The organism is Nonomuraea sp. B12E4, assembly GCF_039871825.1.
Taxonomy (GTDB): domain Bacteria; phylum Actinomycetota; class Actinomycetes; order Streptosporangiales; family Streptosporangiaceae; genus Nonomuraea.
This window is the reverse complement of sequence record NZ_JBDPME010000004.1, coordinates 142,629-169,091: the sequence shown is the minus strand read 5'-3', so window position 1 is coordinate 169,091 and position 26,463 is coordinate 142,629. Positions and strand designations below refer to the sequence as shown.

Below are 26,463 nucleotides of genomic sequence, written 5' to 3'. Positions count from 1 at the left end.
CATCACCGCCCCCGCCGGCCGCGAGTCCGGGCCTGGGAGGTGGAGGTGGCGCGTCGGTCGGGGCCGCGCACGATGGCACGCATGGCGGGCTTGCCGGCCAGGTGGGCGGCCACCAGGGCGAGCCAGCCACGCAAGGGCGGTCCGGCGACCAGGCCCGCCACCGCGCCGGACAGCCACAGCGCCACCTCGTGCGGCCACGGCGTCAGGTTCGCCACGGCCAGCCCGGTGGCGGCCGACAAGGCGGCCAGGCTCACCAGGGCGCCCAGCAGAACTTCGGTGATGGAGCGGCGGCGGCTCATTCGGCCACCTCCCCACCGTGCCCACCGTGGCCGGGATTGTCGGGCGTGCCGCGGAGCTCGTTGCGCAGCGTTGAGGCGACCTCGGTACGGCAGCCGAGCGCCTGCTGGATGACCCGGGCGGACGGCTGCGGCGGCACCTGCCCGGCAGCGATCAGAGCGTGCAGGCGCTGCCGGTGCACGTTCTCGGGCAGGCCCTTACGCACCCCGCCGAAGGGCTTGCCATGATCTTTCGGCGGCTCGGTGTTTGCGCTGTACCATGCGACGGTAAGGGGGGCTACTGGATCACCGGCGGGCAGCAGCGCCAGCACCGACCACAGCGCCGGCAGCACCCAGATCGCGGTCACCGCCGCAACCGGGCCGAGGCTGTGCACGATCAGCGACAGCAGGTCGAAGCTGTCCAGCGCCAGCGCGGGCCAGCAGTTGAGCACCAGCGTCAGGCCCAGCAGCAGCGCCTCGGTGCGGAACATCTTGCGGCCCTCGTCGCTCTTGCGGTCGATGACCTGGCCGCGCATCGCGCAGTACGCCTGCACGGCGACAGTGGCCAGCAGCGGCAGGCTGAGCGCGGGCTCGACGCCGAACGCGGCCCACCAGCCGATCGTGTGCGCTTTCAGCTCCAGCGCCTTGGCCACGGATGCCTGCACGCCGATGCTGGAGACGGCCAGCGCGATGCCCGCCGCGGCCATCACCATGGCGGTGATCGTGCGGCGCACCTTCTGGTCACGGTAGGCCAGCGCGGTCGGGTCCTGGGCCAGCTCATGCAGCCGGGCCGCCTCGTGCGCCTTGCGGCGGCGGCGCCGCACCTTCGGCGTGTCGATCAACAGGGGCGCGTCGTCGTCTTGCAGGTCGGCCAGCCGGTGCGCCTCGGCGACCTGCTGACGCAGGCGCCGTACGCGTCGGGTCTCGCCGGTAATGGCTCGCGTGCGGCCGGCGGAATGCGACGCATCCTCGATGGTGGGGGTATCCGTGGGGGCATCGTCCGAGGCGGCCGGCGGGGCGGACGGCTGGTCCAGGAGATGGCGTTCGAGGGCGGCCAGTTCGCGGGCGATGGCCGCGTCGTCGGGGTCGGGGGGTGGGATGGCGAATGTGGTCATGCGGCATGCTCCATTTCGCGCCGGTCGGCGCAGTCCAGGCAGGTGCCCAGGTGACGGGGCAGCACGTAGCCCACGTCACGCGAGCAGTCGGGGCAGGTCCGGCGGGCGGCGTTAGCCTTGGCCAGCGCGACGCGCTGCCGGGTGGTCGGGGTGCGCTTGGGCAGGGCGAAGCGCACGTCGTAGAGGTAGGCGGCGCGGACACCGCCGCGGGCGTGGTAGCGGCGCGACCTCCACAGCACTTGCCCCTGCACGCCCTGCCCGCCGGGCCGCAACCCAGCGGCAGCGAGCTGGCGCAACGTGAGCAGGTGCGGCGGCGCCATCCGCCACGGCCAGGTCGGAATGCCGTAGCGCTGGCCGGTGGGATCCCAAAAGCGGGCGCGGATTCGGCTCACGGCTCCTCACCGCTCCACGCTGGCGATCACGGGAGACAGGACCCTGTTCATCTCGGCCACCAGAACCTCGACGTAGGCGCGGGCCAGCGTCACCAGATCCGCCAGCGGCCCACCAGGCTGGGGCGGCAGCACCGGCAACGGCTGCGTGGGCAACGGGAAGGCCAGCGCGGCACTGGCCATCAGGAAGTGCTGGCCGCGGCTGATCTCCTGGCCGCCGGGGTCCAGGTAGCGCACGGTGTCGGTGCCGAAGTCGGGTTCGGTGGGCCAGTCTCGCCACCACTCGCCGGCCCGCCACTCGCGCGAGCTCGCCAGCGGTTGCGGCCACGGGGTGACCACCGCGGCGAGGCCGATCAGTGAGCCGTCCCAGTCGTTGACCTCCACCTGGGCCGACAGCAGCCTCGGGTGGCGGCGCACGTAGCCGGGCGCCATGATGGGGCCGGTGGCCACCTGCCATGCCGTGGCCGCGAAGCGGGCCGGGCTCGGCTGCTCCCAATCCCACGCCTCGCGGAAGTGCTCGACGTGATCGCGCACGTAGTGCCCGTATCGGGAGACTCTGTCGCTGGCCATCTCGCGGTCGTAGCCGGCGTCGATCCACACCGCGCGCACGCGGGAGGCGCTGATGGTGCCCATGTCAGGCCGCCTCCCTCTGCTGGCAGCGGCATCGGCCGATCAGGTGCGCGGCGAAGTAGCGGACGGTGTCAGCGAGGATGGGCGCGTCCAGCAGGCCCAGCCACCAATCAGGCGGGGTGTCTGCGGGCATTCCCATGGCCTGGCACAGTTCGGCGAATGTGCCCCGGCGGATGCGGGTGGGCACGCCGTAGGCGCCTTCCAGGTCGGCGGTCAACCCGCGGCGGTCGTGGCAGCCCCGGATGTCCAGGAAGCAGCCGGCTGGGGTGATGACGCCCACGTGCGTCCACTCCCAGGCGTCCCCACGCCAGCGCTCCACCAGGGCGTACAGCCAGTCGGTGGCCTCGTGCAGGGCCGCGGCTAGCAGCCAGCAGTAGCCCCAGGCGAAGAACTCGTCGGCGTTGTCGTTGATCACGCCGGGGTGTAGCACCACGCGGGTGAGGCCGCGTCGGTTGGTGGGGCGGGATGGCGCGAACTCCACCGCCACCTGATCGAGCGACTTGCCGGCGGCGGCCTGTTCCAGGTGCGGGTAGCGGATCGTGAGACGGCTCATCACGCCACCTCCGGCGATCGGGTGGAGGCGTCGTGTCCGCCGGGGAGCTCGGCGATTTCCTCGGCGGTGAGCCCTGCCCACACGCCCGTCTGCGGACGTGCGTCCAGGGCGTAGAACAGGCACGAGGCCCACACCGGGCACTCCCGGCACACTTCACGGGCCACCTGTTCACGCGCCGCACGCTCGTCGGCGGGCTCCTCGGCGAAGGTGCCTGGGCCGGTGTGCAGTTCGGGGTCGAACATGCACGCGGCCTCCTCCACCAGATGCCGCGGCATGCCCTCGGTGAGGTCGGCCAGCAACGCCAGCGCAGCGCGATCTCGCGCCAGCGCCCGCGTTCCTCGGGGAGGCGCACTGAGGTCGTAGGTCATGATGGGTGGTGCTCCTTTGCAGGGAGTCGAGAGGGGGCGGCTCAGGTCTTGGCGGATCAGAGGCCGCCCCCGGCGCCACGCGACACGTTGCGTGGCGCGCTGTCAGCGCTGAACGACGGGCTTGTCTAGGTCGCGGTGGTGCAGCGTGACCGACAGGCCGTCTCGGCGTAGCCGGTTGGCCAGGTGCTGGGCAAAGACTGGCGCGCGGTGCCGGCCCCCAGCGCAGCCATCGGCCACGGTGACCGGGCCGGCGCTCGGGCCAGACAGGAACGCGACCACCGCACTGGCGGTGGCCTCCAGCAACGCGGCGATGCCCGGCGTGCCTAGCACCGTGGTACGCACTGGCTCATCGTGCGCGGTCATGTAGCGCAGCTCAGGTGAGATGTGCGGGTCCTTGAAGTGGTGCCGCAGGTCGATCGTCAGATGCGCGACGGGCGGTCCGGCGTGCAGGTAGCCGAACGAGACGATCTCCACCGAGGGGAGGCGGTCGGGCCGGTCCATCATCGGCGGCCTTTCCGCCCGATGACCGGCGTGGTCCGTGAAAGCTCGCGGTCGTACGCTGCCCGGACGCGCGGGTTCTCCCTGCCCCAGTCCGGCTGCTGGTGGCGGTGCGCAGCATCCCGGGTCAGCCGGGACTGCGCTCGGTCGTAAGCCTTGTCGCGCGGGGTCTGTGACATGCTGGATGTCTCCTTTGATTGGAGCCGGACGGCGCGCTCTTCTCTTGGCGGGGTCGGGCGCGCCATCACCGGCAAACTGGCGGACGAAGTGTTCCTTTCGTGATCGGGGGGTGCGCTTGAGGCGCGTCGGTCGTGCCCGCCCGGGACTTGCACGCCGGGTGTCTGCTGGTCGGGCTCACGTGGATTTAGGCGCTGGCGTCTACCTCGACGTAGACGCGGACACTTGACTGCTTGGGGGCCGAAGGGCACAGGCCCTTGATCGCGGTCACGGAGAACGTCTCACGCAGGGTCAGCACGGCGTCGGCGACGTCAGCAGGCGCGCCAACCAGGCGGATGGACAGCATCAGCACTCCTTTGATGGGTAAGCAGAGGAAGCTCGTAGCCCCGGCATGAAAACGGCCGGCGTGCCCCGGCAGGGAGTCGAACCCTGCCTGCGACCATCGGGGCGGACGAACGATGTGCATCGCACCTCAGGTGGAGATCAACCGAGGTTGCTGGCGAAGGATGCCAGCGCGTCGACCACGGACATCAGCCAGTTGAAGGCATCGGTCGTGGCGACGGCGGCCTTGTCCGGCTGTCGGACGATAAAGACCAGGACTGCGCCGGCAAGTAGGAACAGCAAGAAGCGACGCAGCGGTCTGCGCTCGGAGTACACGAGGGCATCTATCCCTTCAGGCAGCACGGGCGGGAAGGCTGCGCCATCTGGCACAAGCACACACACGCCGTGGCAGAACGGACGTAAGCAGAAGTGACGCAGGGGATCGTTTGCCCTGCATAGGCCGCCTTTTCGGTGGGAGGCGGTGACCCGGATTCAGTTGATCAAGTGGCGACAGCAACAGCCCGGCGGCGCGCGGCCTCATGGCCGCCTTCCTAGGGATCTTTTGAGCTGTGCTGATGCGTGCCAACTTAGCTAGTACTGTGCTAGCACGCAATAGGGCGCTACAGGACACTTACGGTTTCGGCGAGTACGCTGGTCAGGTGACGATTAGCGACAACGACCCCCGCCCCCCGTACCTCCAGCTAGCGGACGCTCTGCGGAAAAGCATCGAGTCGGGCGAACGTGCGCCAGGCAGTCGCTTGCCGTCGATCCGTGACCTTGCGCGGGACTACGGCATTTCAGCTCAGACCGTCCAGAACGCCCTCCGCGAGTTGCGGACTGAGGGACTGGTGGTCTCTCAGCAAGGTCGGGCTTTCTTCGTTCGGGATCCGAGCAAGGAAGGCGGTCCCGAGCCCGCCCTCTCGGCCCGCGTGTCGATCCTGGAGGCGACTGTGAAAGATCTCGCCAACAGGCTCGCGAAGCTTGAGCAACACCCTCAGGACCAGTGAGGATGCTCCTGCGGCTAGATCAATCCCTCACAGGAGCTGTCAAGTTCGACCGACTGAGCAGCGTGTCCTGTTCCGTGTCATTTCCGCCTCCCTTCCTCCTAAAGTGGTGCGGCGTGTCCTGCGTCACATCAAGGAGACCGCCGAAGGCCAAGGCATATCCATGGCGTCTCGCACGGCACTGAAATGGCAAACCGTCTAGCGACGGCGGCAGCGAACAGTTACGGTTTCCGTACTCCGTGCAAATCCATAAAGGCGCTGGCGGAAGGCGTGGCGGTGACCACCAAGACAAGGGTCAAGACGCCCAACCACGTGCTTCGCCGCATCCGCGAAGAGGAGCGGCGCGAATCGCGTGAGGAGTTCGCACGAACACTGGTCGCCATTGCTGACACGATCGGTGAGCATGGCCTTGCCTGTGACGCGCGTCTGGTCGCGCGCTGGGAGGATGGAGAAGTCGGGCGACCACGTCCCGCATATCAGCGAGCCTTGGAGGCGTTGACCGGCAGGAGCTTCGATCAGTTGGGGTTCCGGCCCCGAAATGCCATGGAAGTGCCATCGCAAGATGCGCTTGCCCCCGAGAGACTGTCGCTCTATGCGGACGAGGAGGGGCAAGTGTGGGCAAGCGTTGACCGGAGGACGTTTCTCGTGGGGGGCAGTGCAAGCGCATTGCTCGCACAGCTAGGAACGGATCTGCCCCTCATCGGCGGGTTGAATGATCTGTACGGCTTCGCCGGCCACGCCAAGGTGAGATGGCCTGATCTGAAACTCTCGCGACCGACGCCGGACTTCGGTGTCGATCTCACGGCACTACTTCCTGACGGTCGCGCTATGGAGGGCGCAGTTTTGCGCATGCAGTTCCATGCGGGCAGCCCCTCTGAGGGGCGTGTCATGACGAGACTGACGAACGCCCCCCGTTGGGCGGAGTTCTCGCGTGCGACAAGTCGCGGACTCCTGGTTGCGGCCGACCGATCGGCCGACGAGTCGCGGTTCTTCGCGATGGATGCTCGGGAGGCGCGACGGCGGCTCGCACAATCTCCTGACTGCGACACTATTGCGATCCCCGGCGCTTACGAGCTCGACGACTTCACGTACGGCCTGCTGTGGGCGGCGGCCAGCCTTGACGATGGTCTACAGGCAGACGATCAGGAGCTTGCAATCTCCCGGGAGGAGCTTGCGCAGTACGAGGCGCTCACCTCCTCAGCAGTAAGCCGTGAGGCGGCTCCGGATCTCGGACGGGTGTCCCACGCGTGGCTCGGGTCCGACTTCTGTGCTCGGCATATCCTGCGCAACCTGACCAACCTGCCCGAACTCCCGATCTTCTGGACTCGTGAGCAGCGTGGCGAGGAGGCATGCACATGGTTGCTGTTCGACCACAAGTACGCTTATCTGCGTGGGGTTCGTTCTGCTACCGGAGATCAGGCATCGGTGCGGATGTTCTGCATCCCACACAGGGCCGTCCAGGATTCGCCGCGCCATGAGCGTGTTTTGCTCTTCGTGTCCATCGCGTTGATGGAAGCCACGGGGATTCATACCAAGGTCTGCGATGATCCCGCGTACGCCAGTGTTGAGGGATTCGTCCTCGGTGGCGAGCAAGCGATCATTGCCAACTGGGTTCGCGGCGCGGGTATGTGGCACGTGGACACTACCCAGCGTGTCTCTGTCCTCCGTGAGTTCCGTGAGGCTACCGGCCAAGTTGGGGCGCATTCCGTCATCGAAGCGAGCAGCCCTGCAGAGCGGCTTCGCGCGCTGGCCGCGTATCTCGAACTGGACTGGGCGTGGCTCGTTAGCCGATGCCGGGCGCTCGCTCACGTTGGTACGGCCGGACTGCTGCGTCCTCGCAGCCGATTGATCTCGGTTGCCGGCATCGACGCAGCATGCGCTTTTGTCAACGACATGGGCCCGAGCGTCGCGTGACTGGCCTGGCCACGTACTCCAACCTGTAGAAAGGTGCTCTTATGACTGCCCCTGCCCGCGTGGCGGTGTTCTCCCTGGGCGGCACCATCGCCATGGTTCCCGGAGCCAACGGGGTTGTGCCCACATTGACCGCCAAGGAGTTGCTTGCGGCTGTTCCTGGGCTCGACAACATGGCTGTCGAGCTGGACGTGCAGACCTTCCGACAACTCCCCGGCGCATCGCTCTCCTTTGCCGACCTCGCCGAGCTCGCCGAAGCGATGGAGGGCGCGGTGCGTAACGGCGCGAACGGCGTTGTGGTCACTCAGGGAACCGACACCATCGAGGAGACCGCCTACGTGCTGGATCTCTTGTGGAGCAACGAGGCTCCGGTGGTGGTTACGGGAGCGATGCGGAACCCGTCCATGGCTGGCGCAGATGGCCCCGCCAACCTGCTGGCCGCGATTCGTACAGCAGCAAGCCGTACGGCGCGCGACTTGGGTTGCTTGGTCGCTTTCAATGACCAGATTCACGCAGCGCGCTGGCTCCGAAAGACCCACACCAGCAGTCCGGCGGCGTTCGTTTCGCCGAATCATGGGCCGATCGGCCACGTGGTCGAGGGGCACGTGGACATCCCGTTGCGTATGGCGAGAGGGCCGATCCTGACGCCTGAGACGTGGCGTACGGTCAGAGTCGGTCTGTTCACCGTCGCGCTGGGCGACGATGGAGAGCTTGTTTCAGCCATGGGCAAAGAGGTCGACGGTCTGGTTGTCGGCGCTTTCGGTGTCGGGCATGTTCCTGCGGACATGGTGCCGGCACTGGCCAAGCTCGCGTCGGTCAAGCCCGTCGTGTTGGCCTCGCGGACCGGCGCCGGTCCTGTCCACGAGCGGACGTATGGCTTCGAGGGGTCAGAGTCCGATCTGCTGGCGCGCGGTTTGATTCCAGCGGGTTACCTTGACCCTCTGAAGGCGCGCATTCTTCTCCACCTGCTTCTCGCGTCGGGGGCCGGCGCCGGGTCGATCAGGGAGATGTTCGCGGCGGTCGGGGGCCGTGGATGAGTTCTTGGCGATTCGATGGATGAACACATTCGACCTTTGGAAAGAATCGAGAGCGCATGCGAGCCCGTGAGCTGACGACCGGACGTACTTTCGGAGTCACCTTCGACCACGGTGATGACTTCATGACGGCACTGACGAAATTCTGCCGTGAACACGGCATTCGCCAGGGCTATGTCCCCATGTTCATCGCGGGCTTTGCCGAAGCTGAGATCGTGGGTACTTGCGAGAAGCTTGAAAACCCCGAAGCTCCAGTGTGGACCAAGGTTCACCTGACCAACGCGGAAGCCATGGGATGCGGCACCATCGCGGCGGCTCCTGAGAAAGGCGGCATCCTTCCTCACATCCATGTCGCGCTCGGACTCAAGGAGCGGTCTGCGGTTGGCCACACGAGTCACCTACTGTCAGCTCGGGTGCAATTCCTAACAGAGATGCTCGTGGTCGAAGTCCTCTCACCGTCCATGACGCGGCCTCGGAATCCGGAACTGTACGACGTACCGCTATTGACCTTCGGAGAATGACGTGTCGCAGGGCGAAGTGACTGGGGGCGGCGAGGACACGTACCGTAAGACCGCGGAGACCTTCAGCCATCTTCTTGGGGGCCCACTAATCTACCCAAAGACATTGCCGCCACCGCGAGTTACCGTGATGGACAACGCGCCCCCCAACTTCCTTTGGGAGCGAGCCATGGTCAGAGCGAAACACCCGCGAGTCGTAGTCGATCCGGCAGTACCGGCGGAAGATCGTGCCAGGATTCTGCACCTGAACCCGGAGGATCGAGACGAGGCGCCACCCCAGCCGGGACCTTCGATTCGCTGGGAGCCGAGCACCGTTGAGTACTACTTCCGGACTCGCCACGCTAAGAAGAGCGCCGCGGTAGGTGTGATCGGGGTGGCGGGCTTCATGGTCGGGCACCGCAGTCTGAATCCCTTCAGCCTGTGGCTTTCCCCCGACCTGAGCGGCGTCCTCAAAGTTTTGGGCGCGGTTCACGATGTGGTACTGGTGGCATGCCTGCTGGCAGTAGCCGTACCGGCCCTGTACGTACTGGCGATCGTGGCCACGAGCATCAAGTTCGGCCAAACTTCTGGTCACCGCTTCTGGAGCCAATACCACGATCATTATGTCACCGTGGGCGAACTCGATGAGCGAGGCCGCGCATTACTGGGGCGAGCTCAGCAGGCAATCGACGATATCTTGCACTCCGAGGTCCACCGTGATGACGTGCTGGACAAGGCGCGAAATGAATCGGTTCTTCCGCAACAGGAATGGGAGATCGCGCGGGCATTGAGGGCCGAGAGTCGTCTTCGTGCGCGGCAAACGAGCATCGACATCGACCGAGGGGTAAGCAATCAACGGGTGGAGGCATTGGAGGAATATGCCGCGGCCGTACGGGCGGCTGATGCCGCATACGTTCTGGACCGCGGTACCGGTGAAAGCCTCAATCAATCCGAGATCGGTGACTTGACTCTTCACGCCCGCGCGGCAGAGTCGGTCTACCAAGACACCCTGCGATCTTTGCAGGCAGGCACCGAAAACCGATCACCCTAACCTACCCAAGCACCTTCTCGGCTAGATGCGACAGCTACATCGCCTATCTTCAGGTCGCCGCTAAATAGCATAAACTCGGTGCCGACCTTTTGTGTCTGTGCAGTGTGAGAAATGCTATATCGCAGGCATGGATTATCAGGGTATAGGGCTCGGATTCGGTCGTCTACATCATAGGTCAGGATCCATGGATGGGGCATTTTTGCTAGAGTTATGGCCAGCTGCTCATGCTCTGGCCAGGAGTGCGAGCTCATATATAGATCGTCGCCCTGCGTCAGATATGGCGGATCGACATAGAGGAAAACCGGCCGCTTGCGCCGCGATAGTGTAGCTAGGAAACCTAGGGCAGATTTTTGCGTGACAACTATTTGAGATGTCATACTTGCAATGTGTCGGATTCGAGCAGTTAGATCTTTACGATTAAATCGAGCGTCAATCTTCCACTTCCCTGTTTGCTCCAGGCCGCCGATAGGTCGTGCCGTGAGTATCCCTGACCTGTTGCATCTATTTAGGAAGAACGCGGCGAATCCGAGATCCAGATCGCTCCTTCCGTCTGGAGACAGATAAATCTCGCGATTTTCATGCCATGAATCTAGGCTGACCTCCACGGACTCTATCCGCTCAATGAACTTTTCTGCATCCCCCAGGATACTTCTCCAGAATGCAGCAATGCCTGGATTTAGGTCGTTGATTAGGAGCTTGCTAATATACCCCTCCGATAGAAGGTAAAGCCCCGCGCCCGCACCTCCGGCGTACGGCTCCGCATAGACGTCGATCTGGATCGGCTGATCTGCCAGAATCCGTGCAAAATAAGGGCCCAACTTGGCTTTGCCGCCGGGGTATCTAAGAGGCGAGATATAGCGCATCGTTCAGAGTACCGTGTCAATCCGCTCAAGGAATGGACGGAAAGCTTGACTGAATCTGCGAGCCAGATGGTGGTCGGGAATCAAGCTAGGGTTGTGCACAAAGCCATTCAGGTACTCTATTCCGAGCTCAGACGCCTCTAGATAAGCCTGAGCTAGCTGCTTATCCCTTTTAATGGGATGCTCGATTTCTGGGTCTAGATACTTGAGCATACTAAGGATCTTACGCTTCAGCGAGTCCTTCTCGCTCGCGCCTGAGAGAGCGAGTGCCTCCTGGGAGGACACGGAAAGTTCCACGATCACCCGTGCCATAACGCACGCGATACCAGGAAACACTCCTAACTCGATCGACCGGCACTCTTTTAGGAGGTTCTGGACGCGATGTGGATGGTGCGGTAGGCGCAGGTCCTGGAGCAGATATTTCTCCGGCTTAGCCTCGGCCTTGCGAGGCCTTTCACTTTGTTGCTGTTGACCGGCGGCAGACTGCGACTGCGACGTTCCTTGTGCAGAGGATCCACTAGTGGAAGCCGTGCCGGTGGAGTCGGCCGCCGCGGAAGTCTTGCCTGCCTCGCTCGACTCATCATCGCCTGTGGAGTCGACTTCCGCATCCAAGCTCTCGTCCAAGAACTGACCCGAACCCGAGCTAACGTCCCTCAGTGGTTGAGGCGTTTCAAATGCGTCGGCGAGCGCGGGCCGTCGAGGCCCCGCTTCCCTAAGGGCGTCGCTCCGTATAGCAGCATTCTTATAGGCATCGACGGACTTGTTCAAAATGTATGCAAATGCCCACGCGAAGAAGTCCCGCAACTGCGACGCCGTATGGCGTGCATACAGAACCTTCTCGCCCGAATCGTCCGTCTCGATCGTGAGATGCAGGGCAGTTAAAACATCCGATGAGAAGAATCGCCCGATGTTGGTAAGCTTCTCCCTTTTTACGTTCTGCACTAGGCGAAGGATCTCATCGTCTGTGGAGTAGATCTCCTCCATTTCGTTCGCGATCATTATTGATCGAGCCGTGCCAGCCTCAATGGTCTTATTGTTTCGGCGACGATGGGTGGCTATCTGGCTAGCTCCCCACGCTTTTACGCCAACGCCATTGTTGAGGCCTGTGTGGCGAAGAACGATCCAATGATCCGCTTGCTCCCGACTGGATGCTACATGCGTGTAGATCGACTTTGGTGCTTCTCCGGTACCAGCGATTCGCTTGAACGCCTTCTGGTATGCCTCTTCATTGGCGAGCAGAGGGTCCTTTAGTAGCTTAAGGGCGGCAAATCTCCGGTTACCCTCTAGAATCAAGTACTTCGATCCACTTTTTATTGCGATGGGCAGCTCTGCCGGATTCGACTCGCCTTGTCGTATCATGTCTTTAGCGAGGTTTATCAGCTGCTCTGCACCGTCGTCCAGCAATCGGTTGATTGCCTGCCTATCGCTACTTGTTCCGTCCGGAAGCCGCGGGTTCTCGGGATCGAGAATGACCTGTGATGGACGAAGATTTGCATACGGCATTGAAACCCCTCGTCACGACTCCGGCCGAGCTCTTCCCTCTGCTCGCGTGGTTACGGGTTGAAGCGAGCATCTGCATCTTGGACACATCTGGGCACATCGTAGACGGTTCCACGCCGTCTGGAAAGATCACTATCAGTAGATTTGTCACTTACCGTGCGTCTCTCGCGACAAACCGTTTGGTCTTGGCCTGATGCGCATGGCGGGCCGCTGGTCACAACCGGCCGGAGAGTCGCAGCGCGGCCGGCGACCGCCCACACTGCGCGGATGGTGAACCGTCGGTGTGTTTACGCTGACGCGCTGGGCTTCTGGATCTAGCGCGAGGTAAGTCGAACGGGACCTCTTAGTGGCCCGTGGACGGGTGTTTGTCGCAAGGCGGTGACCTTTCTGCCCACCGCAAGATGCTCTTGTCTGAAGGCTTCTCAGCCTTGATCGTTTCTTCGCTGCGTCGAATGCGCGCGAAGTTGGCAACTGCCTGGGGCAAACGGCCAGGTCAAAGCAGGTCTTGGGGGTGCCCTGTAAAACCGTCGGCTCAGCCTACGCAAGTTCGAACCTTGCACCTGCCACCAGCAGTAAGTGCAGCTCAGAGGCCCTTCGGGGCCTCTTCTGCGTTTCAGGGGTACGCAGCCAGATGCAGCCCTGAGCGGCCGTTTGTCGGTGGTCGCGGGATATACGCGGGATGGATCACGGGGCGTTTCCCCAGGTGGGTGCCCATGATCCGGGATGTGCGCGGGATGATGCAGCCCTGTAACGCCGAAAGGCCCCGGGGGAAGCCGGAGCCCTTCGAGGAACGCTGTTCGTGATCTCATGCGGTGAGTACGTCCGCTATCCGCTGGTTGACGATCTCCTCCTGACCGTCGATGCACTTGGCATAGACACGCAGCAGGACATCCACCCCGTGGCCGGCGCGGGCCGCCACCTCGGGAGCCGGTACGCCGCCGTTGAGCCAGAGGGATACAGCCGCGTGCCGGAGGTCGTACGGTCGCCTGGCGAGTGGTGAGGCGACCTGGGCGCGGGCTCCTAGTTAGTAAACGCTCGCTAACTGCTAGGGTGACGTTAGCGAGCGTTTACTAACTACGTCAAGGGAGCGAGATGGGCACCAGAGATGTGATTCTCGACGCGGCGGCCGGGGTCATGGCCAAGCAGGGGCTGGCTAACGTGACCACCCGTCAGATCGCCCGGGCCGCCGGGTTCACCGAGGCGGCCCTCTACAAGCACTTCGCCAACAAGGCCGACCTGCTGGTCGCGGTGATGCGCGAACGCTCACCCGGCTTCGACCGTCTGGCCCAGGCGCTGCATCCCGACGCCGGTACCGGCCAGGTCGTGGATCACCTCGCCGCCATCGCCGAGGCGGCCATCACCTTTTACGCCGGAGGCTTTCCAATGTTCGCCTCGATGTTCGCCGACCCGGCCACGCTGACCGCGCACAAGGCCGAGATCCGGCGCAAGGACGTGGGCCCGCACAAGGTCAACGAAGCCGTGGCCGCCTACCTGAGTGCCGAACAGCAGCAGGGCCGACTCCATCCGGAGGCGGACGTCCAAGCCGCTGCCGCGCTCCTCATGGGTGCGTGCTTCCAGCACGCCTTCCTGGGGCACATGTCCACACCCGCGCACCCGGACACCAGCGATGCGGCCGCCGCCTTCGCCCGCACCATGTACGCCTCACTCGCCCCTTGATACCGCAGGCCGCCGCGCCCGCGCCGGAGGCATGCAGTAAGGCCGGCCGCGTAAACCGCGCACGCATGCGCTGATCGCCTCGCCCCTGTGACCCGAGACGTGCCCTCCCCCTGTGATCAGCTCTGTACTGTCCTTCGGCGGCCCTTCCGCTCGTCCGCGCCGGCCGTCCGGCGTTTGGCGCGTCGCCCCGCCTTTGTGCGCGTGTACAAACTGATCCCTGCGCTTGCTGCGTGGGGCCGATATCGGGCGAAATGGTGACGTAGAGAAAATCGCCTGCGACATAAAGTGACCTTCCGGTAGCAACGGTGGTTATCCCAGCCCCATCACCAACCGGAAGGTCTGCCGCCGTTGTACGCCACCGCTCCCATCGCTGTCACCCGTAACGAAGAAACTGCCTGCTCATGCGTGGCCTGCCGATACGGCCGCGGAGCCGATCACCCCATCCGGGCGCCCCGCTACACCACCGACATGAGCGACAAAGAATGGCAGGCCATCAATCCGTCGATGCCCTGGCCGGCCTGGTTGCACGGCAACGGCGGACGCCCCGAGAAGTACTGTCGCCGCCTGATCATGGATGCCATCCGGTACGTGGCCGACAACGGCATCAAGTGGCGCAATCTGCCCGCCGACTTCCTGGTGCCCTGGCGCACCGTCCATGCGATCTTCACCCGCTGGTGGCAGGACGGTGATCTCTACGCTCTCCACAACGACCTGCGCGAACAGGTCCGGATAGCCGGCGGGCGCGAACCGGAGCCCAGCGCCGGGATCATCGACTCGCAGTCGCTGCGAGCCGCCGAGACCGTCGCCGCCGGCTCACGCGGATACGACGCGGCCAAGAAGGTACAGGGCACCAAGCGGCACATCATCGTGGACACCCTGGGCCTGCTGCTGGTCGTCATCGTCACCGCCGCCAGCGTCCAGGACCGCGACGGCGCCAAGCCCGCGCTGACGCGGCTGCGCGACTGGTACGAGCGAATCGCGCTGATCTGGGCCGACAGCGCCTACGCCGGCAAACTCGTGACCTGGCCCCAAAAGCACGTCCGGCTCACCCTGGAGATCGTCAAGCGCAGCGACGATGTCAGCGGCTTCGTGGTCCTTCCGCGCAGGTGGGTGGTGGAGCGCACGCTGTCGTGGATCTCCCAGCGCAGGCGATGCGTACGTGACTATGAACGGTTATCCGACCATCACGAGGCCATGGTCCTGTGGGCGATGATCATCCTCATGGGACGACGACTCGCACGATCAGCCCCTCCCCAATCGACCTGACGATCGGTTTGTACACGGGCACTTAGCTTGCCATTTAACCTCCGACCTTCACATTTGTGATGATCGGGAACGGAATACGCTTTTCCGGCATAGCGGATTGTCACCATTGCGGTACGGTGTGTCGCCATGACATAGGGCGGCCACCGTCTCATCTTCGCTTCGGAATCCATAACCCGAAGAGGAGGCGGTGGCCGTGAGGTCCATGCTGGCACGCGCTGCAGGCGGCGTCCCAGAACCTGAGGAGAAAGAGCCGTACGGCGAGGCGCTGGTGGAGCTGTCGGAGTTCCGGCAGGAGTTCCATGAGTGTCTGACGGCCCGCGCGGATGAGCTTTTTGAGCTGGCCGAGGCGATGTTATGCGCCGATGGGCCGGTCAAGACGCTGGTCGGGCTGGCGTTGGCGCCCGAGCATCGGCGTGGGCACGGCGCGTTGTACGACGCGATCAATCACGGAAGCATCGAGATCAACCGGCTGCGGCAGAGACTGGCCACCCTGCCGTTGCCGCGCGCGGCGGACGGGCGGATCGTGCTGGCCGTCGATGTCAGCCCGTGGTTGCGTCCCGGTGCCCCCACCAGTGCGGAACGGTTGTTCTGCCACACCTACGGGCGCGGCAGGAACCAGCACGAGATGATCCCGGGCTGGCCGTACTCGGTGATCGCCGCGCTGGAGACCGGCCGCACCTCCTGGACCGCGGTGCTGGACGCCGTCCGGCTGCGCCCGGACGACGATGAGGCCGCTGTCACCGCCGCCCAGGTGCGTGACCTGGTCATCCGGTTGATCGGCGCCAGGCACTGGAGCGAGGGCGACCCCGCCATCCTCATCGTCTTCGACGCCGGCTACGACATCGCCCGCCTGGCCTTCCTGCTGGCCGATCTGCCCGTCGACGTGCTCGGACGACTGCGCAGCGATCGCGTACTGCTCCGAGCCGCCCCCTCGCGCCGGGAGTTTCTGCTGGCCAGTCCCGCCGGTGGCCGCCCGCCCAAGCACGGTGGCGCGTTCCGGCTCAAGGAGGAATCCACCTGGGGCGAGCCGCGGCACCGCACCGCGACCCAGACCAGCCGCTACGGCAACGCCACCACCATGTGCTGGGATCGGCTGCACCACCGGCTCGGCCGCCGCTCGGCCTGGATCGATCATGTGGGCGACCTGCCCGTCATCGAGGGCACGCTGATCCGCCTGCAGGTCGAGTACCTACCCGGCGAGCGTGACGCCAAGCCGCTGTGGCTGTGGAGCTCGGCGATCAGCATCACCGCCGCGCACCTGGACCGGCTCTGGCAAGCATTCCTTCGCAGATTCGATCTTGAGCACACCTTCAGAATGTTCAAGCAGACCCTCGGCTGGACCACACCCAAGATCCGCAATCCGCACGCGGCCGACCTGTGGACCTGGCTGGTCATCGTCGCACACACCCAACTGCGCCTGGCCCGCCCGCTCGCGGTCGATCTTCGCCGCCCCTGGGAGCGCCCCTGCCCGGTTGAGCGGCTTACCCCAGCCCGTGTCCGCAGAGGGTTTCGCAACCTCCGCGGACGGCTGCCACTGCCTGCCAGGGCACCGAAACCAGCCGCACCCGGTCCCGGACGCCCGCGGGGATCAGCCAACCGGAGCCGCGCACCCCGCTACGAGCCAGGCAAGACCGTCACACGCGCCGCCACACTCACTGAACGCCAGCGGCAGGCAGGTTAAACGTCAAGCTTAGAGACCGCACGGTCGTTCCGGGTGTTCGACCGTATGGCGGTCTATGAGCCCGGAGTGCCCGTCGCTCCCGTCCCCACCGGCTGGATGCCCCCTTGCTGGGAACGGCTGGCCGCGGGCGATCCCTATGGCGCGTTCGTTCACTTCATACGAGGGTCGGGCGGCGCGCCGGCCTTCATGACCAAGCTGCCGTACGGGTATCTGCGCTTTGCCTTGCGCATCGGCTTCCGCGGGCCGAGCTGGCAGCGGATGCGGCCCCTTTCGGAGGCTAATGTCGCCGAGCACGAACAGATTGCAGCCCAGCAGGGCAGGCTTGCCGAGTTCGCGGCCGTCACCGCTTCGGTGCTGCTCCTTCGCGGGAGCCGCACCGCGCGCGCCAGCAGAGCCGAGTTCGACGCCCTTCCCAACGCCACGCTCGAAACCTTGAACGGCCTCAACCATTTCGGGCCGGAAGGGAAAACAGCCCCGGTTGTGGCTGAGCGAGCCGTGGCCTTCCTCCTTTGAGGGTTCAGCCAAGCGGTCTCGCGATCCTTTCCGCAGTCGGCGTCACCCCCGGCGACACCCCGTGGTCCGTCGCGCAACAGCCAACCTGTCCGTCGCCAGTCGCCCGACGCTCCCGGCACTGAGAGCGAGCCACACGCAAATCCGTTGAGGTGTAGTCGAGCGCCGACTACGTTGATCCGACATGGGTCGAAGCCGTCCTCCCCGCCGTCTTGTCGTCGGATCGCTCACGTACCACTGGAGAGCAGGTCACCGCCACGAGCATTACCAGGACGAGGCAGATCTCCCCCGATACGACGACTGCCAGGAGGTCCTGACTCTCCGGCAGGTGGGGGCCCCGGGCCAGTTCGTCATCGTCTTCCATGAAGGGCCCGGCCGCCTGGTCAACGACGGCATGTTCCTCCACAACGGCGGAGTGGTACGAACCAGCGACAGCGCCTACCTCAACCTGCACCGCCCAGGGGTCGCCCGTGCCTTGCTGGACGAAGCCCTGGAGCGCGGCCACGACTTCGCAACTGCCGAAACGATCGAAATCGACGGGTGGGAACTCATTGATGGCGCGCTTGGACGCCTGCACCCACCCGGTCAACCTGCACCGCAGGATGATCAAAACCTGTGATCATCGAGACCCGCGACGGAGGTAACCGCCGCCCTTCTGATAGAACTCAACAATCCAGGTCAGACAGTCCCTGAGCGCGAGCTACACCCATGCCTTTTGCGATCTGGCGTTGTCTCGCTCAGCCTCGGCGATCCGCCGTTTGGCCCGTGCGTCGGCGGCGGCAGCCTTGGCGGTCTGCTCGGCGGCCTCGGCCCTGACCTGGGCGGCGGCCGCTTCAGCGGCCTTGCGCCGAGTTGGATGCGCAAGGGATGGGCGAGTGCACGCATCGCCTTCGGGTCCTTAATCTTCACGCCGGCCAATCGACTTTCGAAACATCCCTTTTCGCAGCAACCTTTCGAGAGCCAGGACCGGGTCACCATTTCACCGTGGCCACCGGTGCGAGCATGACTCCTATTCTAGAGCGCATGATCTATAATGAAGGTGGCCTGGGGCGCCCACCGTCCTTCCGTCGCCGATGCCTGCGTGTGCGCGTGGCCGCCTTCCCGTGAACTGCCTGCATCAGCGCCGGTGTCGTCTCAACCTTCGAGGATCGACCATGCACCCTCATGACGCCCAATCCGCGCTCGACAACATCCGTCGCCTGCGAAGCAAGACCATCGACGAATACCTCCGCCAGAGCTTCGCGTTCTCCTCCGCCCTCCCCGCTCTGCTGATGATCTTTGCTCAGCTCGCATCGTTCGACGTCCCATGGCCTTACGCGATCTCCGTCCGGATGGTGGCCATGGGCGTCGCCTTGCTCGCGTGGTGGGTGATCTGGAGCAGGACCCCCGTTCAGAGGAGCTTCACCTCCACCGATTTCGGCATCGTCCTGGGGTGGGCGGCCAGTCTCCTGGTGGCCTTCGTGGCCTTCCGGATCATCACCTGGATGCTCGACTTGCCCGTTCCCGCCACCATCGCCGCGGCGGCAACGGTGGTCGTCGGCATCGTGATCATTTCGTGGTCCAGCCGTACATACGGGCGGCTCCTTCGACGGCAACCGCAGGCGCCGCCGACGAACCCGTCCTTCAACGAGTTCCTGAACGTTCCGATCCGGCAGTCGATCATGGCGATCCTGACCACCCCTGCCGTCACCTGGGTTGAAGTCGGCTTCCTGAAAGACGCGACCAAGACCGATGACGTCTGGCTGCGCCAGGAGCTCTCGGTCCTGGCCCAGGCCGCTCATGTGGTGATGCGCGAAGGGCTGGCGCTAGGGGGCAGACGTACTTACGTACAGGTGATGCTGCAGGGCCGGCGGAGCTTCGAGTCCCACACGGCGGCGCTGGAGCACATCGCCGCGGTCACCCGAGCCACCCCGTGAACCCCAGCCGGCCCCTGGCCGGCCTCGACCGCGGCCTACGGCATGCCCCGGCTCCCGAACCCCCTTAAGGTGGCGGCATGGCACGCCCTCGCACTCATGATCTCGATCAGTTGCTGGACGTCGCCGAGCGGCTGGTAGCCGACAACGGCCCGGAGCGGTTCACGGTGCGTGCGCTCGCGGCGGCCTCCGGCGTGTCGAACGGGGCGATCTATCATGCGTTCGGGTCGCTGCCGGTGCTGCTCGGACGGCTATGGCTGCGCGCCGCAGGAGATTTCCTGGATCTGCAGGTCGAACTCGCCGACGGGGTGCACGGCGACGGCCACGAGGCTGCGATCGAGGCGGTCCTGGCCGTGGCCGGTGCACCCGCCGTCTTCGCCGACCGGCGGCCCGCTGCGGCCCGCATGCTCATCGCGGTACGCCGTGACCAGTTGCTCGGTCCGCAAGTGCCGGAGGAGCTGGCGGAGGCGATGTTCGCCCTGGACAAGCGACTGCTGGAGTTGCTGAAGCGCCTGGCGCGGGCGCTGTGGGGCCGAGCCGACGGGGCGGGCGTCGAGGTGGTGACGCTGTGTGTCGTCGACCTGCCGACGGCCGTGTTCAGCCGGGCGTTGACCGCACCTACCCTGGACGGCCGTCCCGCCATCGAAACGGACAGCCGGGAACGGCTGAACGCCGCAGTCCGCGGCGTCCTCACCCTCCCGCCGCCCCCGCAGAAGAAGCGAGCTGTCCCCTCCAGCACGAGCTGACCAGGTCACAAGGCCGAATGCCAGGGGCTCCGAACACGCCCCTGGGCGAAGGGAACGAAGGCGGCAATCGCCTGAGACCGGAGAGCCGGCAGGGCCGTCATCCCTCGCAGCCACAACTACGCCTGATGGCGAGAGAAGCACGCGCGGGCGTCCGCGGAGGAACCATCATCAGCCCGGCGCGCGGGGTCACCGCGGCCGAACATGGCCTTCCCGCGCAAGCCCGAGACGGACGACAGCCGCGTCCTGCGCCGCAGCTTCAACTACGACAAGGGCGTGGACGAGGTGGGCGACCTCGACGCCGGGCTGCTCTTCAGCTGCTTCCAGCAGGACCTGCACCGGCAATTCGAGGAAGTGCAGATGCGCCTGGTGAACGAGCCGCTGGTCGACTACATCACGCCCTTCGGCGGCGGCTATTTCTTGGTGGTTCCCGGCGTGCCGGACGCGTCCAGATTTCTTGCCCAAGGCCTACTCACTTGATGCGCAGGTAAGCAACTGCGGGAGCGCGGCCGCTCTCGGAAAGAAGGACGGCCTCCGCAGATAGCGAGGTGGTGCCGTTCCCAGGCGCTTTGCAGCCTCGCGGAAGCCATCGTTCGCGCTGCTGGACGGCGCGGCCAACAGGAGAATCTCAGCCTGCCCGAAGGCCGAGGCGGCACTTCGCCGCTATCTACATTGAGCCGTTGTCCTGCGACGGGAAAGGGTAGGGCCGGCCACGTCGGCCGGCCCTACCCGATCAGCCGATCAGGGTCAGATCCCGAAGGTCTCGCATCGCTTGCCGACGTCGGTGTTGTTACCACCACCGGCGTGCGCCGTGTCCGAGTCGGCACCGCAGTCGATGCCGTCGTTGCCGCTTCCGGCTGTGATGGTGTCGTGGCCACCGCCGGTGGTCACCGTGTTGTTGCCGTAGCCCGCATTGACCGTGTCGTCGCCGTCGCCGGTGGTGATCTGGTCGTTGCCGGAGCCGGTCGTTACGGCGTTCGTGCCGTCTCCGGCCTTGACCACGTTGTTGCCGCCGCCCGCGTCGATCCAGTCGTCGCCGCCGGTCGTGGTGATCTTGTCGTTGCCGCTGCCAGTCGTGACGCAGTCGTTGCCGTCGTTGCCGTTGACCGTGTCGTTGCCGCCCCGCCCGACAATCAGGTCGTTGCCGTGCGTGCCGGAGATCTGGTCGTTGCCTGTCGTGGTGACGATGACGTTCTGGATCGCGATGCCGGCGCACGCGGTCGCGGGCATGCCGTCCGCGCGGATGCCGACGGTCCCGGTCTGCTGTATTCCGGTCAGCCCGGTGACCTTGCCGTTGGCCGATGTCTCTGTGTAGGTGACCGATCCGCCCTTGTCGACGGTCAGTGTGATCGGGGTACCGTTCACGTTGACGGTGACGACCGCCTGCTCGCCATCGACCGTCTTGATCGTGCTGGTCTTCCCGGAGCCGGTGAGCTCGTAGGAGCCCTGTGCCAGCGCGATCGTGACGGCGCTACCGGCCAGCTCGAACTTCGCGGGGGCGGAGCCTGCACCGACGTTTACCTGTACGCCTGAGGGGTTGTGGGCGTCGGAGATCGTGAGGGTGTGGCCGTTGCGGCTTAGGATCTTGCCCGACGTGGTACCCCCGGCGAGCGCGTCGGAGAACGTCTCGTTGGATGGGTTGTTCGCCTGCGAGGTGCCCGGCGGGAACGTCACGTCCACGTCGTCGTTGATGCCGTCCTTGTCCTTGTCGTGGTCGAGGGCGGCCTTCACCGCGTCGAGTCGCTGGGTCAGCGCGTCGGCGTCCGGACCGGCGGGGAGCTTGGCGATCGCGGCCTCGGCGGCCGCGATCGTCTCGGCCGACGGGTGGGCCTCCGCGGCGGCGACGGCGTTCTGCGCGTCCTCGAGTCCCTCGTCCTCGCCCCCGGCGATGTCGACATCCATCGAACCGATGATGAAGGGCAGGTTGTTCGCGCCGACGATCCGCATGTCGGCGTCGCCGTTCTGGCGATTGCGGAACATCACCTGCGGCATGTCGAGCGTCGCGGTCTGCCAGGTGTTCACCTGGTCGGCGCTGATGTTCACCCGAGGAGTGCTCTGGTAGGCCGACCCGGTGGCCGCGGAGTCGTACTGAAGGACGAACGACCCGGCCACCGGTGACCGGTACTCGATGGTCGCGGTGCCGTCGTACGGCCCGCCCTGGATGAACTTGTCGTCGACCACCAGGTAGAGGTTGTTGCCGGTGTTGAAGGTGTTCTTGTCCACCTGCAGCGCCTGGCGGCCGTCGATCGTGATCTCGTGGGCCGGGCCGCTCTCGTAGGGCATCCAGTTCAGCCCGTTGGGTTCGCCGGAAAAGTCCATCGATACGTGGGTCACGGTCGGCTTGGGCGGAGCGACGTCGATCTTCACCCCGGAGACGGCGAGCGGGAGGTTGGCCGCAGCCGACAGACGCATGTCGGCGCTGCCGTTCTCACGGTTGGTGAACCGGATGTCGGGGATGTCGATCGACGCCGTCTGCCAGGTGTTCACCTGGTCCGCGCTGATCGTCACCGGCGCCGACTTCTGGTAGGCCGAGCCGCTCGTCGCGGAGTCGTACTGGAGAACGAACGAGCCCGGGACGGGAGAGCGATAGGTGAAGGTGGCCTTGACCGCGTACGGTCCGCCGGAGATCGCCGCGTCGTCGACGAACATGTACAGCTGATTAGCTCCGCCAAAGGAGTTCTTCTGCAGTTGGATCGCCTTGCGGCCGTCGACCGTGGTCTCCTCGATGGGTCCGTCATCGTAGTTCTTGTACGTCAGCCCGTCACTCTTGTCGGCTGCGAGGTCGAACGAGACGCTGTACTTGTTGGGGGTCGGGTTCTGCCCGGGGTCGGGGTTCGGGTCGACCCAGTCGGAGCGCTCGGCCACGTACGCCTTGCCCTGGGCGTCCTTCTTCAGGATGAAGTAGTAGTCGACCTTGTTGTCGGGCAGCGTGACGAACTCGGCCTTCAGGGAGTCCTTCGTGACGGTCAGCCGCATCGCGCCGAAGTCCGTGGCCTCGCGGTAGACGCTGCCCGGAGCGGTGCTGAACAGGGGCGTGAGGCCCTCGCCGCTGTTACCGGTGATCGCGATGTTGTAGCCGTCGGACGTGATGACGTGCTCTGCGTGGTGGTCGTGGCCGGCCAGGATCAGATCGACGCCCGGCGTCATCAGCCACGCTTTTTCCGGATTGTTGCCAGCTTTGCCGGAGCTGTAAATGGGCTGGTGGCCGCCCGAGAGGACCCACGCTGCGGTGCTGTTGTCAACCGTGTTCTTGTACTGGTTGTAGATGGGCGGCTTCGCGGTGCCCGACGCCGACTGGCAGTTGACGTCCGGGTTGAGGAAGTCCACCAGCCCGTTGCCGAACCCGGCCACGAAGGCCACCGGGACCTTGAAGAAGTCCACGCTGGGCTTGATGCTCTCCGGGTTGCAGCCGTTGCCGTAGTCGTGGTTCCCCATGATGGGGAAGAACTTGCCCGTGTCGATGTCGGCCTTGTACGGCGCCTGGGCTTTGACGACCTCCTCGGGGCGACCCTGCTGATAGGTGTTGTCCCCGACGGTCAGGATGTAGGCCGGGTTCCACGAGTGGACCATGTCGGCCACCTGGTTCTCCGAGGCGCAGGCCCGGTCCACACCACAGCCGCCGTAATCGCCGATCACGGCAAGGACCAACTGATCCTGTGGCGGCTTGCTGGGGTCCACCGCCGGGGTGATCCGCTCCAGTTCGTCCCCTGCCTGGGCCACCTGGGCCATCTCGGCCGTCTGAGGCGCTGCCTGGGCTACCTGGGGGACGACCACACTGATCGCCGCAGCCACCCCCACAAGTGCCCACAACGCGCTTTTCGTGAATGACACGTATCCACCTCTATGGATCTCGCACGGCCATAGTCGGGCGGGAGACTAGATGACACATCAGACGACAGGATGAATACGGAACGAATTCGCACGTACGATCGCATGGCGTGCATCGTGGCAGGGAGATCCGGCGGCACCGCGGCAGCATCGCCGCCACCACCACGACCACTGGGCCGTGGGTGCAGGCCGCTTTCGACACCCGACCGCCTAACCGCCGGCCTGCGCATCCTCGACGGGCAGCGTCCGCGGATCAAATCGGGCCGGCCACCCACCGTGGCGTTCTCCGACCAGGTCCTGCTCACCGTGCTGCACCAGCGGCTGGGTCTTGTCACCTGAAGCAGCGATACCCTCGTGGCGGCAGACGGAATGGTGTGAGCGTCTGGCAGGGCGGTTACTGGGTGAGAAGTCCTACGGCATCCGAGGTGAGACGGCTGAGGTTTTCACCGGGGCGCAAAAAGTTGTGGCAGCCGTCGAGCTCGACGTACGCCTCGCGGAAGCCGGGGTCCAGTATCGCGAAACGGGTGTGATCGCCGTGGCAGTCGCTGGATGGTGCGGTGTCCAGGGCGGTGAGTAGGGCGCGCAAGCTGGTGCCTTTGAGGACGCGCGAGGACTCGAGTCTTCCTATTGGCAGGTCCATCGGGTCAAGCCTGTCCGCGGTCTTGTTCTCGATCCGGAAGACGCACACCCGCAGGCCTTCCGGCGGAGGATTCCATGTCTGCGGGCGGTTCGATGTCGGCGGAGTGACGTTCAGCCGTCCAAAGCGTTGGAGTACGTCCGGATATTGGTCGTGGCAGCCGGCCCGGAAGGACTTCTCACTTTCCAGGCTCTGGATGGGGATCTGTTCATCCACCTGGTACGGCAGGCGACGAAGAGCGTTCAAGGCGGAGGGGTACGGTCCTCCACATATCCCAGTCGGTGGCTTGGGTAGCACCGCCCTGCCGGAGGGATCCACCAGGACGAAGTAGTCGACGAAGATAGCTTCCAGTGTGCAGATCGTGGGGAACAGCGAGCTCTCGGAGGAGCGGCGGAGCTCCGTCATCAGTTCGTCGGCGGGCCCGTCGGCGTGTTCTTGGATCACCACCTCCCAGCGCCCCCGGCCCGGTAGGTAACGGGACTCCCAGCGGCAGCGGATGACCTGGGTCGGGATGAAGTCGGAGGGGAGCCGCTGGCGGGGCATGGCAAACAAGTCAGGACTGGACCTCTTCGGGCACGAAGCTGTGACGACGTGATCCAGTGGTGGGGTCTTGTCTTCCGCGCTATCGCGTTCGATCAGAACAAGGGCGGCGAGTATGGCGAGGACAATCCGAAGAGATCGCACCCCACTGGGACGTGACACCCGTTCTCTTTGGTTCACCTTGGAGTAGATCAAGTAACCTTCGGCGGTTCGACTGGGGATGGGATGCTGGGCGGAGACGTGTGCGTGCTGCACGTCCGCGAAGCTGGCGCGGGATATGCGCGGGATGGATCCTGTGGCGTTTCCCCAGGTAGACGGCCATGATCCGGAGTATGCGCGGGATGACGCGGCCCCGCAACGCCGAAAGGCCCCGGGGGAAGCCGGAGCCCTTCGAGGGATGTTGTTCGTGATCTCATACGGTCAGTACGTCCGCTATCCGCTGGTTGACGATCTTTTCCTGGCCGTCGATGCACTTGGCATAGACGCGCAGCAGGACATCCACCCCATGGCCGCACGCCGCGCGTGCGGCCTGGGGGCCGTTCTCACGCGTGGCCGTGCTCGGGCCGCGCCAGGACGAGACGCCGCGAACCTCGTCCTTCTCAATCGCCAGGCATCATTCAGATCATGAGCCATCCCGAAGTCCGACTCCGGCAGCTCGAACCCACCGATGTCGACGCCGTCCACTCCTGGGCCTGCCTTCCCGAAGTCTGCCGGTATCAGGCATGGGGGCCCAACTCCCTCACCGAAACACGTGAGTTCGTGACAGAGGCCGTAGCCGCATGGCACGAGCAGCCACAGATACGCTTCGCCTACGCAGCCCTCCATGACGATGACGTCATAGGAATGGGAGAGCTCCGCATCCGCAGCCTCCAGCACGCCCAAGGAGAGATCCAGTACATCACCCACCCCAGCCTCTGGGGCCGCGGCCTGGGCACCGCCATCGGCCGGCAACTGCTGCACATCGGCTTCCACCAACTCCGCATGCACCGCATCTACGCCACCTGCGATCCGCGAAACGCCGCCTCCGCAGCCATCCTGAAGAAACTCGGGATGACGCATGAAGGCCTCCTCCGCCACACCGCCAAATTGCGCGACGGCTGGCGAGACTCCGCCCTCTTCAGCATCCTCGACAGCGAATGGACCGAATTTTGGCCGCCCTGACGCCTGGGCCCATGCGCTTCTTCGAGCTGCGCCGGCGCATCGACGGCATCAGCGAGAAGATGCTCTCCGCCAAACTGCGGATCCTGGTCCGCGACGGTGGCGGGCCTCTCACGTTGTGCCCGGCTGTCTACCGCTGGCACCGGCGGACTACGGTTGATCGTCCCCTGTACGTATCCCACACGATCAAGGCCGGCAGATCGTGATCGCCTTCTGAGCACCATCCCTGACCGGGACCAGACCTGGTCGACACGACCCTCCCCGGGCCCCGCCGGGGGCCGGGGCCGGGAAACGGCGGAGCCGAGGGTGTCGAGAGTCTCCGCGGGC

At 65.1% G+C, this 26,463-nt stretch carries 28 protein-coding genes and 1 pseudogene; 15 read left to right on the top strand and 14 right to left on the bottom strand.

The features are described 5' to 3' along the window. Window positions 1-2: 2 nt before the first annotated feature. From ABGB18_RS12070 to ABGB18_RS12030, 9 genes are all read right to left on the bottom strand, one after another. Window positions 3-299: a hypothetical protein gene (locus ABGB18_RS12070; RefSeq protein WP_347695534.1), complete on the bottom strand. Its 297-nt coding sequence runs from the start codon at window positions 297-299 to the stop codon at window positions 3-5. Beyond that, window positions 296-1,390, bottom strand: coding sequence for a hypothetical protein (locus tag ABGB18_RS12065; RefSeq protein ID WP_347695533.1), 1,095 nt, complete (start codon window positions 1,388-1,390; stop codon window positions 296-298). The genes ABGB18_RS12070 and ABGB18_RS12065 overlap by 4 nt, the downstream gene beginning before the upstream one ends. After that, the gene (locus ABGB18_RS12060) at window positions 1,387-1,782 is read right to left on the bottom strand and encodes an RRQRL motif-containing zinc-binding protein (protein ID WP_347695532.1); all 396 of its coding nucleotides are present in this window, start codon (window positions 1,780-1,782) and stop codon (window positions 1,387-1,389) included. Before ABGB18_RS12060 ends, ABGB18_RS12065 begins: the two co-directional genes overlap by 4 nt. A gap of 6 nt (window positions 1,783-1,788) precedes the next feature. Continuing rightward, window positions 1,789-2,412 (bottom strand): hypothetical protein, encoded by a 624-nt coding sequence (locus ABGB18_RS12055; protein WP_347695531.1) that lies wholly within the window; start codon window positions 2,410-2,412, stop codon window positions 1,789-1,791. 1 nt (window position 2,413) lies between these two features. Then, complete coding sequence (locus tag ABGB18_RS12050) at window positions 2,414-2,962, bottom strand: hypothetical protein (RefSeq protein WP_347695530.1); 549 nt, start codon at window positions 2,960-2,962, stop codon at window positions 2,414-2,416. Then, the gene (locus ABGB18_RS12045) at window positions 2,962-3,330 is read right to left on the bottom strand and encodes a WhiB family transcriptional regulator (RefSeq protein WP_347695529.1); all 369 of its coding nucleotides are present in this window, start codon (window positions 3,328-3,330) and stop codon (window positions 2,962-2,964) included. The genes ABGB18_RS12050 and ABGB18_RS12045 overlap by 1 nt, the downstream gene beginning before the upstream one ends. 102 nt (window positions 3,331-3,432) lie before the next feature. Then, window positions 3,433-3,804 carry an RNase adapter RapZ gene (locus ABGB18_RS12040; RefSeq protein ID WP_347695528.1) on the bottom strand — a complete coding sequence of 124 codons (372 nt, stop codon included), beginning with the start codon at window positions 3,802-3,804 and terminating at the stop codon, window positions 3,433-3,435. Window positions 3,805-4,192: 388 nt separating this feature from the next. Further along, window positions 4,193-4,351, bottom strand: a complete 159-nt coding sequence (locus ABGB18_RS12035; protein ID WP_347695527.1) for a hypothetical protein — start codon at window positions 4,349-4,351, stop codon at window positions 4,193-4,195. A gap of 137 nt (window positions 4,352-4,488) precedes the next feature. After that, window positions 4,489-4,689, bottom strand: a complete 201-nt coding sequence (locus ABGB18_RS12030; RefSeq protein ID WP_347695526.1) for a hypothetical protein — start codon at window positions 4,687-4,689, stop codon at window positions 4,489-4,491. 296 nt (window positions 4,690-4,985) lie between these two features. On the opposite strand from ABGB18_RS12030, the gene ABGB18_RS12025 reads away from it, so the two are divergent. From ABGB18_RS12025 to ABGB18_RS12005, 5 genes are all read left to right on the top strand, one after another. After that, window positions 4,986-5,333 carry a winged helix-turn-helix domain-containing protein gene (locus tag ABGB18_RS12025; RefSeq protein WP_347695525.1) on the top strand — a complete coding sequence of 116 codons (348 nt, stop codon included), beginning with the start codon at window positions 4,986-4,988 and terminating at the stop codon, window positions 5,331-5,333. Window positions 5,334-5,606: 273 nt separating this feature from the next. Further along, window positions 5,607-7,244 (top strand): hypothetical protein, encoded by a 1,638-nt coding sequence (locus ABGB18_RS12020; protein WP_347695524.1) that lies wholly within the window; start codon window positions 5,607-5,609, stop codon window positions 7,242-7,244. Between the two features lie 59 nt (window positions 7,245-7,303). Then, a complete protein-coding gene (locus ABGB18_RS12015) occupies window positions 7,304-8,278 on the top strand; it encodes an asparaginase (RefSeq protein ID WP_347695523.1) in 975 nt (324 codons plus the stop codon). A 56-nt stretch (window positions 8,279-8,334) separates the two neighbouring features. Next, complete coding sequence (locus ABGB18_RS12010; RefSeq protein ID WP_347695522.1) at window positions 8,335-8,796, top strand: DUF296 domain-containing protein; 462 nt, start codon at window positions 8,335-8,337, stop codon at window positions 8,794-8,796. A gap of 166 nt (window positions 8,797-8,962) precedes the next feature. Further along, on the top strand, window positions 8,963-9,823 hold the full coding sequence (locus ABGB18_RS12005; RefSeq protein ID WP_347695521.1) for a hypothetical protein: 861 nt from the start codon (window positions 8,963-8,965) through the stop codon (window positions 9,821-9,823). Here the strand turns inward: ABGB18_RS12005 and ABGB18_RS12000 are convergent. The 3 genes and pseudogenes from ABGB18_RS12000 to ABGB18_RS11990 all read right to left on the bottom strand — a co-directional run. Continuing rightward, complete coding sequence (locus ABGB18_RS12000) at window positions 9,820-10,686, bottom strand: DNA adenine methylase (protein ID WP_347695520.1); 867 nt, start codon at window positions 10,684-10,686, stop codon at window positions 9,820-9,822. The genes ABGB18_RS12005 and ABGB18_RS12000 overlap by 4 nt on opposite strands. Window positions 10,687-10,689: 3 nt before the next feature. Further along, on the bottom strand, window positions 10,690-12,186 hold the full coding sequence (locus tag ABGB18_RS11995) for a hypothetical protein (protein WP_347695519.1): 1,497 nt from the start codon (window positions 12,184-12,186) through the stop codon (window positions 10,690-10,692). Between the two features lie 802 nt (window positions 12,187-12,988). Next, window positions 12,989-13,192, bottom strand: a pseudogene (locus ABGB18_RS11990) (site-specific integrase); the annotation flags it as partial. A gap of 83 nt (window positions 13,193-13,275) precedes the next feature. On the opposite strand from ABGB18_RS11990, the gene ABGB18_RS11985 reads away from it, so the two are divergent. The 8 genes from ABGB18_RS11985 (at window position 13,276) to ABGB18_RS11950 (ending at window position 20,453) form a co-directional block, all read left to right on the top strand. Further along, window positions 13,276-13,860 (top strand): helix-turn-helix domain-containing protein, encoded by a 585-nt coding sequence (locus tag ABGB18_RS11985; RefSeq protein ID WP_347695518.1) that lies wholly within the window; start codon window positions 13,276-13,278, stop codon window positions 13,858-13,860. A 468-nt stretch (window positions 13,861-14,328) separates the two neighbouring features. After that, window positions 14,329-15,126 (top strand): IS5 family transposase, encoded by a 798-nt coding sequence (locus tag ABGB18_RS11980; RefSeq protein WP_347695517.1) that lies wholly within the window; start codon window positions 14,329-14,331, stop codon window positions 15,124-15,126. A gap of 202 nt (window positions 15,127-15,328) precedes the next feature. Continuing rightward, window positions 15,329-16,807 (top strand): NF041680 family putative transposase, encoded by a 1,479-nt coding sequence (locus ABGB18_RS11975; RefSeq protein ID WP_347695830.1) that lies wholly within the window; start codon window positions 15,329-15,331, stop codon window positions 16,805-16,807. A gap of 33 nt (window positions 16,808-16,840) precedes the next feature. After that, complete coding sequence (locus ABGB18_RS11970) at window positions 16,841-17,320, top strand: hypothetical protein (RefSeq protein WP_347695516.1); 480 nt, start codon at window positions 16,841-16,843, stop codon at window positions 17,318-17,320. A gap of 325 nt (window positions 17,321-17,645) precedes the next feature. Beyond that, window positions 17,646-17,936: a hypothetical protein gene (locus tag ABGB18_RS11965; RefSeq protein ID WP_347695515.1), complete on the top strand. Its 291-nt coding sequence runs from the start codon at window positions 17,646-17,648 to the stop codon at window positions 17,934-17,936. 535 nt (window positions 17,937-18,471) lie between these two features. Beyond that, a complete protein-coding gene (locus tag ABGB18_RS11960) occupies window positions 18,472-19,233 on the top strand; it encodes a transcriptional regulator (RefSeq protein ID WP_347695514.1) in 762 nt (253 codons plus the stop codon). Window positions 19,234-19,310: 77 nt separating this feature from the next. Further along, window positions 19,311-19,976, top strand: coding sequence for a helix-turn-helix domain-containing protein (locus ABGB18_RS11955; protein WP_347695513.1), 666 nt, complete (start codon window positions 19,311-19,313; stop codon window positions 19,974-19,976). Between the two features lie 201 nt (window positions 19,977-20,177). Next, a complete protein-coding gene (locus ABGB18_RS11950) occupies window positions 20,178-20,453 on the top strand; it encodes a hypothetical protein (RefSeq protein ID WP_347695512.1) in 276 nt (91 codons plus the stop codon). Between the two features lie 267 nt (window positions 20,454-20,720). Here ABGB18_RS11950 and ABGB18_RS11945 read toward each other — a convergent pair whose 3' ends face one another. Both ABGB18_RS11945 and ABGB18_RS11940 read right to left on the bottom strand, forming a co-directional pair. Continuing rightward, the gene (locus ABGB18_RS11945) at window positions 20,721-23,804 is read right to left on the bottom strand and encodes a metallophosphoesterase (protein WP_347695511.1); all 3,084 of its coding nucleotides are present in this window, start codon (window positions 23,802-23,804) and stop codon (window positions 20,721-20,723) included. A gap of 391 nt (window positions 23,805-24,195) precedes the next feature. Next, window positions 24,196-25,173, bottom strand: a complete 978-nt coding sequence (locus ABGB18_RS11940) for a hypothetical protein (RefSeq protein WP_347695510.1) — start codon at window positions 25,171-25,173, stop codon at window positions 24,196-24,198. 429 nt (window positions 25,174-25,602) lie between these two features. Here ABGB18_RS11940 and ABGB18_RS11935 point away from each other — a divergent pair, with 429 nt between their 5' ends. Continuing rightward, the gene (locus ABGB18_RS11935) at window positions 25,603-26,139 is read left to right on the top strand and encodes a GNAT family protein (RefSeq protein WP_347695509.1); all 537 of its coding nucleotides are present in this window, start codon (window positions 25,603-25,605) and stop codon (window positions 26,137-26,139) included. A gap of 11 nt (window positions 26,140-26,150) precedes the next feature. Then, entirely contained in the window at window positions 26,151-26,342 is a 192-nt protein-coding gene (locus ABGB18_RS11930) for a winged helix-turn-helix transcriptional regulator (protein ID WP_347695508.1), read from the top strand. Window positions 26,343-26,463: the final 121 nt, after the last annotated feature.

What these genes read in the sequence shown, in the direction of transcription:
- ABGB18_RS12055 (WP_347695531.1), bottom strand. Translation starts at nt 2,412, where the DNA reads ATGGGCACCATCAGCGCCTCCCGCGTGCGCGCGGTGTGGATCGACGCC.
- ABGB18_RS11930 (WP_347695508.1), top strand. Translation starts at nt 26,151, where the DNA reads ATGCGCTTCTTCGAGCTGCGCCGGCGCATCGACGGCATCAGCGAGAAG.
- ABGB18_RS12010 (WP_347695522.1), top strand. Translation starts at nt 8,335, where the DNA reads ATGCGAGCCCGTGAGCTGACGACCGGACGTACTTTCGGAGTCACCTTC.
- ABGB18_RS11950 (WP_347695512.1), top strand. Translation starts at nt 20,178, where the DNA reads ATGGCCTTCCCGCGCAAGCCCGAGACGGACGACAGCCGCGTCCTGCGC.
- ABGB18_RS11995 (WP_347695519.1), bottom strand. Translation starts at nt 12,186, where the DNA reads ATGCCGTATGCAAATCTTCGTCCATCACAGGTCATTCTCGATCCCGAG.
- ABGB18_RS12000 (WP_347695520.1), bottom strand. Translation starts at nt 10,686, where the DNA reads ATGCGCTATATCTCGCCTCTTAGATACCCCGGCGGCAAAGCCAAGTTG.
- ABGB18_RS12050 (WP_347695530.1), bottom strand. Translation starts at nt 2,962, where the DNA reads ATGAGCCGTCTCACGATCCGCTACCCGCACCTGGAACAGGCCGCCGCC.
- ABGB18_RS11980 (WP_347695517.1), top strand. Translation starts at nt 14,329, where the DNA reads ATGAGCGACAAAGAATGGCAGGCCATCAATCCGTCGATGCCCTGGCCG.
- ABGB18_RS12045 (WP_347695529.1), bottom strand. Translation starts at nt 3,330, where the DNA reads ATGACCTACGACCTCAGTGCGCCTCCCCGAGGAACGCGGGCGCTGGCG.
- ABGB18_RS12070 (WP_347695534.1), bottom strand. Translation starts at nt 299, where the DNA reads ATGAGCCGCCGCCGCTCCATCACCGAAGTTCTGCTGGGCGCCCTGGTG.
- ABGB18_RS12005 (WP_347695521.1), top strand. Translation starts at nt 8,963, where the DNA reads ATGGTCAGAGCGAAACACCCGCGAGTCGTAGTCGATCCGGCAGTACCG.
- ABGB18_RS11960 (WP_347695514.1), top strand. Translation starts at nt 18,472, where the DNA reads ATGCACCCTCATGACGCCCAATCCGCGCTCGACAACATCCGTCGCCTG.
- ABGB18_RS11935 (WP_347695509.1), top strand. Translation starts at nt 25,603, where the DNA reads ATGAGCCATCCCGAAGTCCGACTCCGGCAGCTCGAACCCACCGATGTC.
- ABGB18_RS12035 (WP_347695527.1), bottom strand. Translation starts at nt 4,351, where the DNA reads ATGCTGTCCATCCGCCTGGTTGGCGCGCCTGCTGACGTCGCCGACGCC.
- ABGB18_RS11985 (WP_347695518.1), top strand. Translation starts at nt 13,276, where the DNA reads ATGGGCACCAGAGATGTGATTCTCGACGCGGCGGCCGGGGTCATGGCC.
- ABGB18_RS11955 (WP_347695513.1), top strand. Translation starts at nt 19,311, where the DNA reads ATGGCACGCCCTCGCACTCATGATCTCGATCAGTTGCTGGACGTCGCC.
- ABGB18_RS11975 (WP_347695830.1), top strand. Translation starts at nt 15,329, where the DNA reads ATGCTGGCACGCGCTGCAGGCGGCGTCCCAGAACCTGAGGAGAAAGAG.
- ABGB18_RS12065 (WP_347695533.1), bottom strand. Translation starts at nt 1,390, where the DNA reads ATGACCACATTCGCCATCCCACCCCCCGACCCCGACGACGCGGCCATC.